The following is a 6764-nucleotide window of genomic DNA, read 5'->3' as shown; positions in this document are numbered from 1 at the left end:
AATAATCCTCTATATTTTTGCAATAGTCAAAGCAAACAGTTTCCCTCAACTGTAATAACGCAGGACTTTATCTCCATTTACCATGGTCTTAACTTTAACTTTTATTACATGTCTCAAGGGTAAATAGTTAAATCTTGCATTATTAATTCGCTTGTAAAAATAATTTTTCTCTAATTTTTTGCAAAATTAAAAATCGATTTGGCGTTAATTCTCTAACCGCTTATCTTGAATAAGCGCTAACTTAACGAAAAATCAATCATTTGCATTAAGAAAAATTCTTTAGTTTTTAGTTATTTACTTTAAGTAATTAAATATCTAAATACTTAAGTTATAAGAATTTATTGCATTTCTTAATGGCTAACGATTTATTTTGCACAACCTAATTCTTAGGAGTTTATTGTGGCTACAACAGACAATCAAGAAAATTTAACCGTAACGGCTGAACAAGCTGCTAATCCAGCAGCTCCAGTAAAAAGAGGTCGTGGACGTCCAAGAAAAGTAAAAGTCCTACAAGGTAGTATGGCAGCAAGTGGTAATGTAGGTTTTAGACCATTACCAAACGGTCGTTATGAAGTAGTACCTAAAAACCCTCCTATTGGTGCTATTGCCGGTCAATATATTCCTCACGATACTCCGGGTTTCTTTGTGGAAATGATTGACATTGAAGCTTCGGCAGGTCCAGGCACTTATACTGACGACTATACAAGTTCACAACAAGTATTTATTAGTAACTACGAGTACTATCGCAATTTATCAAACGAAGATCCAAAAAACCTCCGTGTGTTAAAAATTCGTGGTGATTCAATGATGCCTGTGTTACACGACGGTCAAACTTGTATTGTACGTTTAGAAACTACTTTTACTTCTTCAGGTATTTACGTATTCACTTATCGTGACGTAACTTACATTAAACGTTTACAACGTTCTGGTGATACTTTAGTAGCTATTTCAGAAAACTCTAAATATCCACCATTTATTATTGAAAGTAGCGAAAACTTCGCTATTCACGGTAAATTAGTTTTAGGTTTAGACTATACTCGTCTATAGTTTATAACTTAGAGTAAGGCTCTCTTTGTAGACAGCTTGCTCGCATTTAGGTATAAAAGGTTTATTCATTAAATTTCATTTAAGGGGTTAACCTAGAGTCTGATCTTATTTTATCTATAGGCTCTAGTCCTCTCCTCACCATAAGCTCTTTATTTTCTTTTGCGTATTTCTGAATAACTATACCTAAAATATCCGCTTTTTAAAACACGCAAAAAAGTAATTGTAAAGACCATTGGGAAATATGTGTTATGGCGTATTTCTTGATGGTCTTTTTTGTTGAGACTGTGACCGAAGATTTGCTTGATATAATAAATAACAACTGACCTTATATAAGCTCTTCTCCTTAATAATTTTTATGTCGAATTCGATTTTAATTATTGCTGAAAAACCTAGCGTTGCACGACAAATCGCTAGCTTTTTAAGTAAACGCTATAGAACAAAAATTAATAGCCAAAATGGCGTATTAAATGTAGCACACTTTACCGTTACTCATTGCATAGGGCATTTATTAGCACTGGTTACTCCTGGTAAATATGACGAACGCTACAATAAATGGAATTTAGCAGATTTACCAATCTTACCAACTAATTGGCAATACGATACAATCCCAAGCACTAAAGCGCAATTTAATATTGTTAGTAAACTAATTAAATCTGGTAATTTTACACAAATTTATCATGCAGGTGACCCTGACCGCGAAGGACAATTATTAGTTGATGAATTATTTATTAAATTAAATTTAAATCCTTATGCCGAGAGTGTTCAGCGCCTCTTAATTTCTGACTTATCTGATGAAGGTTTAAATAAAGCCTTTAATAATATTATCCCGAATCAACAAATGGTAGGGATGAGTCAAAGTGCTTTTGCCCGTGCTCATGCTGACTGGATTTTAGGCATGAACCTCTCGCGGGCGGCTACACTTTATGCGCAACAGTTTCATTTTAATGGTGCTTTAAGTATTGGACGAGTGGTAACTCCAGTTATTAACTTAGTGTACCAACGTCAACTCGAAATAGAGAACTTTGTTCCTCATCCTTATTACCGTATTTTTGCTCAATGTAATTCCGCAATCAATAAAGAATATCAAGTTTATTATGATGAGCAACTATCAGCAGATAGTAACTTTGTCGTACGCTTAGATTTACTTCGCACTCTTGAACAATGGGATCGCGAGAAATATCAAGGCAAGAAAAAAGCAACCATTGAAGATCTAACCAATCATCCCGAACTAGGAAAAATAGTTGATGAGCAAGGACGCTTAACCAGTGTTAACTTTGTGAACTGGCTACCAGCACAACTAAGTCAAAACCCAACAGGAATTGTCATCGATACGCAACAAGGAAATATTCAACAAACTCAACCTTTAGGCTTTAGTTTGCATGACTTACAAACTTTAATGTTTAATATTTATCATGTGGACATTAAAGATACCCTTGCGGCCGTGCAAGCCCTATATGAACGCAAAGTTGTAACTTACCCGCGTACAGATAGTAACTATTTAAACGAAGCCGATTATGCTGATCGTAATGTAATTCTTAAGCATTTAATTGATCGCGCTGACAAATTAAATATCGATACAAGCAATCCTTATTTTCGTATCAATCCAGAACAAAAAACGCGTATTTGGGCAAGTAAAAAAGTTACGAACCACTCAGCGATTGCTCCGACTACTGAGCCTTATGATTTTTCTGGTAGTAAAAACGAGAATTTAGCTTATACCTTAATTGCTAAACGTTATTTAATGCAGTTTATGCCTAAAGCTGAATACTTCCAAACCAATTTAGCTATTGAATTTAATGCTAAACGTCCTTGGGTATTTACCTCTCAAAGTAAAGGCTTAAAAGATCCAGGTTGGAAACTACTACAAATGAGTAGTAGTCAAGCGGCTAAGTTCGAAGAAAATTCTAAAGATAACGACAATAATAGCGAAGAAGGTTCTAACAACAGTAGCTTATTACGCATGAGCACGCGTCAATTAGTTGACAATATTCACATTGGAGATCTAATTGAAATTCGTGATATGGCAAGTGAAAGTGAACTGACTACTCCACCTGCATATTTCACTGAAGCTACCTTATTAACGGCTATGACTAATATTTCCCGTTACGTGGAAAATAAAGATATTAAAGCCATTCTTAATGAAACCGATGGTTTAGGTACAGAAGCTACACGAGCTGATATTATTGCCAAATTATTTGAAAAACAATTTTGTCTTAAAGATAAACGATATATTAAGATTGCAGATATAGGTAGGTCGCTAGTTCAAGCCTTACCACAAGAACTATGCGCTCCAGATATTACAGCTATGTGGGAAAGATCCCTAAAACAAATGGCTGAAGGTAATCCAGAGTTCTCATATAATGGTTTTATGCAAGAACTAGCTGCGTGGATAGAAAAACTTTTAGGCATGTTAAGACAGCAAAGCAATAACTTCCAAAGTTTTCGTGGCTTGGATAATTCTAAAGGTGGGAAATACGGCTTTAGTAAATACGGTAAAAGCTCTGGTAGTAAAACTTACAGCAAAGGCAACTATAAATCTAGTGGTAAAACAGGCTATAAGAGCAACAAGTCTTACTCGCAATACAATAAAACAGCAAGAAACAATGATCCGTTCTAACCAACTGTACTCTTGTTAAGGGTAGAATTTTCTTTATTAAAGTGAGTTGTACCTAAAAGAATTTTATTCTTTGTGATGTATTACTTTTGTTTATGGTGTATTACTTTTGTTACACTATTGCTTTTATTGCAGCATTATCTTTATAGCTATATTCTATTTATAGCTGTATGTTGTCTTATCTGAAGTAATACTTATTTGCTTACTTTTACTTATATTTTTAAGTGCTAAGCAAGAGAAATCGTTTAGCAGAAAAAATTTCTAGCTTATATACGGTAAAATCCTCTGTTAAACAGAGGATTTTTTCATATTTATAGTTGGTCTAAACCTAATACATTAGTCATGTCGTAAAGTTTACCTACTGGCTGGTTTGTTAACCACAGTGCAGCTTTTACCGCTCCACGAGCAAAGGTAATACGATCAGAAACTTTATGACTTAATTCAATACGCTCACCAATATCAGCAAACCATACTGTATGTTCACCTACTACATCTGCTGCACGAATGGTTGAAAAACCAATTTCTTCTTTAGTGCGCGGACCAATAATACCATTACGCTCTTTAACAGCTACTTTTTCTAGGTCACGATCTAAAGCTTTACAAATGTGTTCACCTAGAGCTAGAGCAGTACCAGATGGAGCGTCTACTTTGTGATGGTGATGCGCTTCGATAATTTCGATATCTGCATATGAGCCCATAATTGCGGCTGCTTTTTCTACCAGTTTGAACATTAAATTCATTCCTACTGAGTAGTTAGCAGCAAGAACAACTGGGATTTGCGTTGCTACTTGAGCAATTTGTGCTTTTTGTTCAGCTGTAAAACCAGTAGTACCAAGTACTAATGGTTTACCTAGTTTCTGACAGTGTGCTAAGGTTGCTAAACTTGATTCTGGAGTTGAGAAGTCAATTGCTACATCAAAGTCTACGGCTGCTTCTAGATCTGTAGAGTAAACTACTTCTGGAAAGCCTGCTACCGCTTGCCCAATTTCAGGTGCACTATTGTGCACTAAAGCATAAGCTAATTGCGCATTAGCGGTTTGACTCAAAGTTTTAATCAGGTTTTGCCCCATACGTCCAGCAGCACCTTTAATAAGAAATTTAACGGTCATAAAAATTCCTGCATTTTAGTTAATAAAAGTAATCCTAATTGCTTAAGCTCTTTAAGCACTTTAGTCCCTTTATTATACAAGATATGCTTAACCTAACTTTAGCCATTTAACCACAAAATAAAAAAACCTGTAGTTGTTAAACCACAGGTTCTTATTCATATGAACGCTAAATTTACATTTAGTAAAAGCTTTTTATCTAAAATTTGGATTAAATAGCCATGGTTTAACCGGAGGGCGTTGATGATCCCAATTACGTTTATTCCATAAACCAACAACATTAGCAACTGCATAGTTTTGGGCTTCTAAATATAACGCTTTATTATTGTAGCGCGAGTCCACATGGGCATTGCCCTCTGCTAACATCTCTAAATTAATATTGCGATTATTGTAATACACCACACAACTAGAGTTACCATAATCATCGATATACATTTGGCTATAGTAAATTTTACGATCTAGAATTTTTGCACTTAAGGCTTGCTTAGCGTTAATACCGTAAGCTTGACTCAATTGCGGCGCTGCAATGCCAAATAAAGAAATCTTCATTTTATCGCCTGTTTGCTGATCTAAGCAAAAGAACTGGTCACCAGTTGATACAGCCAGTACTGTACACGAGGCGTAATGAACGTAATCTTCATATTTAACGTAACTGCTTTCATCTTGCCATGAATTAACAGTATCGGTCATATTTGCAGCTAGAAGATCATGCCCAGATTTTTGGGTTGCTTGGGCTAGCTTAACTTGGGTTCGTTCATGATGGCTATCTAATAACCACAAAATACTTAAACCTACCATAGTTAAGGCTACTGCTGCCATTACTAGCAATCCATATAATTTTCCTATACGCATAAACATCTCGCCTAATATTTCTACGCAAAAAAAATTAATTACTAGCATCTAAATTATCTAGATAAAACATCCTAGAATAGATCCAGATGATTTTAATAAAATTATCTTTTATCTCAAGAAAATGATCAAAACGAGATAAATTAAAGTTTACTAGTGTAATTAACTAATAAAGTATCTATAGTTAAGTTAATAAGCCTAGAACTCACGTGTTACTCATTGCCAAAATGAGGCATAAATATTTGCCAATATATTATGTAAACGACGTTATTTAGGTTTGTTATAGTTCTTGCTGATTTACTGAATTTAAAGCCAACTAAATTGCAGTAATTGTTTAAAGTTAAATTAAATTACACTAAAGAGTGTAGAGAGCGGTTTAAAGTAAACCTAATATGGGTTTTAGCGAGGTAAATGCTAAAACATGCTAGCCATTGGCTGCAAGATTACCAGAAATGTAGGATATAAAGAAATAACTAATACAAATAATGGGAATTTGGTTCGAAAACACCACAGGATGTGGTTACAAATCAAAGAGGATTAAATTGTTAATTAATTGTGAATTTTGCGTAATACTTATGTAAATAAGTATTCGTACAATTTACTACTAAGTATTGTTGCCAACAAAATACTTAGTTAATTCAAGATTGCGGTAAGCTAATTTGTTACGCGCATATAAGACATTTTAATTATAAAAGACCAGACTATTTAAAATAAAATATATTTCGATTTATGCATAGCATTTTGTTAGTTTTCAAAAGTAAATGTTAGTTTTTACGCTAATCATTTCTAACTTAATTTTGATAAACCACCTCAACTCTTACGCCTAATCTCCTTAATAATCAAAGTCTTTAATTGTTTTAAAGAGTAAATTTACTTAAATATTGCTAACTTACTTTTAGCACTTTTGTTTTTCACTCTGATAGTAAAACCGTTAGCCTTTTTATTCATCAAACTTCTATAATCTTGAGATCTTAACCAGAAGCTAAACCTTGAAACTTGTATTTTTTAGGTGTTTAAAGCTCTCGCCTAAGAATCGTTTCTTAAGCGTCAAAAGCTTAAACTAAATAATTAAAAATTAATTTAAAAATTAATTTAATTGCTAAATTTTAGTTATATTTTGAACTTTAAATCTTACTTATATTATAGCG

The 6764-nt window shown here is 33.8% G+C and carries 4 protein-coding genes; 2 read left to right on the top strand and 2 right to left on the bottom strand.

Annotation, left to right across the window (positions count from 1 at the left end; genetic code table 11):
• Positions 1-399: 399 nt before the first annotated feature.
• Together CKF58_RS03525 and CKF58_RS03520 are read left to right on the top strand one after the other, a co-directional pair.
• Positions 400-1047 (top strand): S24 family peptidase, encoded by a 648-nt coding sequence (locus CKF58_RS03525; RefSeq protein WP_119531025.1) that lies wholly within the window; start codon positions 400-402, stop codon positions 1045-1047.
• A gap of 355 nt (positions 1048-1402) precedes the next feature.
• On the top strand, positions 1403-3664 hold the full coding sequence (locus CKF58_RS03520) for a DNA topoisomerase (RefSeq protein WP_119531023.1): 2262 nt from the start codon (positions 1403-1405) through the stop codon (positions 3662-3664).
• Positions 3665-3972: 308 nt separating this feature from the next.
• Here CKF58_RS03520 and dapB read toward each other — a convergent pair whose 3' ends face one another.
• Together dapB and CKF58_RS03510 are read right to left on the bottom strand one after the other, a co-directional pair.
• Positions 3973-4770, bottom strand: a complete 798-nt coding sequence (dapB, locus tag CKF58_RS03515; RefSeq protein WP_119531021.1) for a 4-hydroxy-tetrahydrodipicolinate reductase — start codon at positions 4768-4770, stop codon at positions 3973-3975.
• Between the two features lie 192 nt (positions 4771-4962).
• The gene (locus tag CKF58_RS03510) at positions 4963-5619 is read right to left on the bottom strand and encodes a thermonuclease family protein (protein WP_222987683.1); all 657 of its coding nucleotides are present in this window, start codon (positions 5617-5619) and stop codon (positions 4963-4965) included.
• Positions 5620-6764 lie beyond the last annotated feature (1145 nt).

The organism is Psittacicella hinzii (assembly GCF_003585935.1).
Classification (GTDB): Bacteria; Pseudomonadota; Gammaproteobacteria; order Enterobacterales; family Psittacicellaceae; genus Psittacicella; species Psittacicella hinzii.
This window is presented reverse-complemented; position numbering and strand designations above follow the sequence as displayed.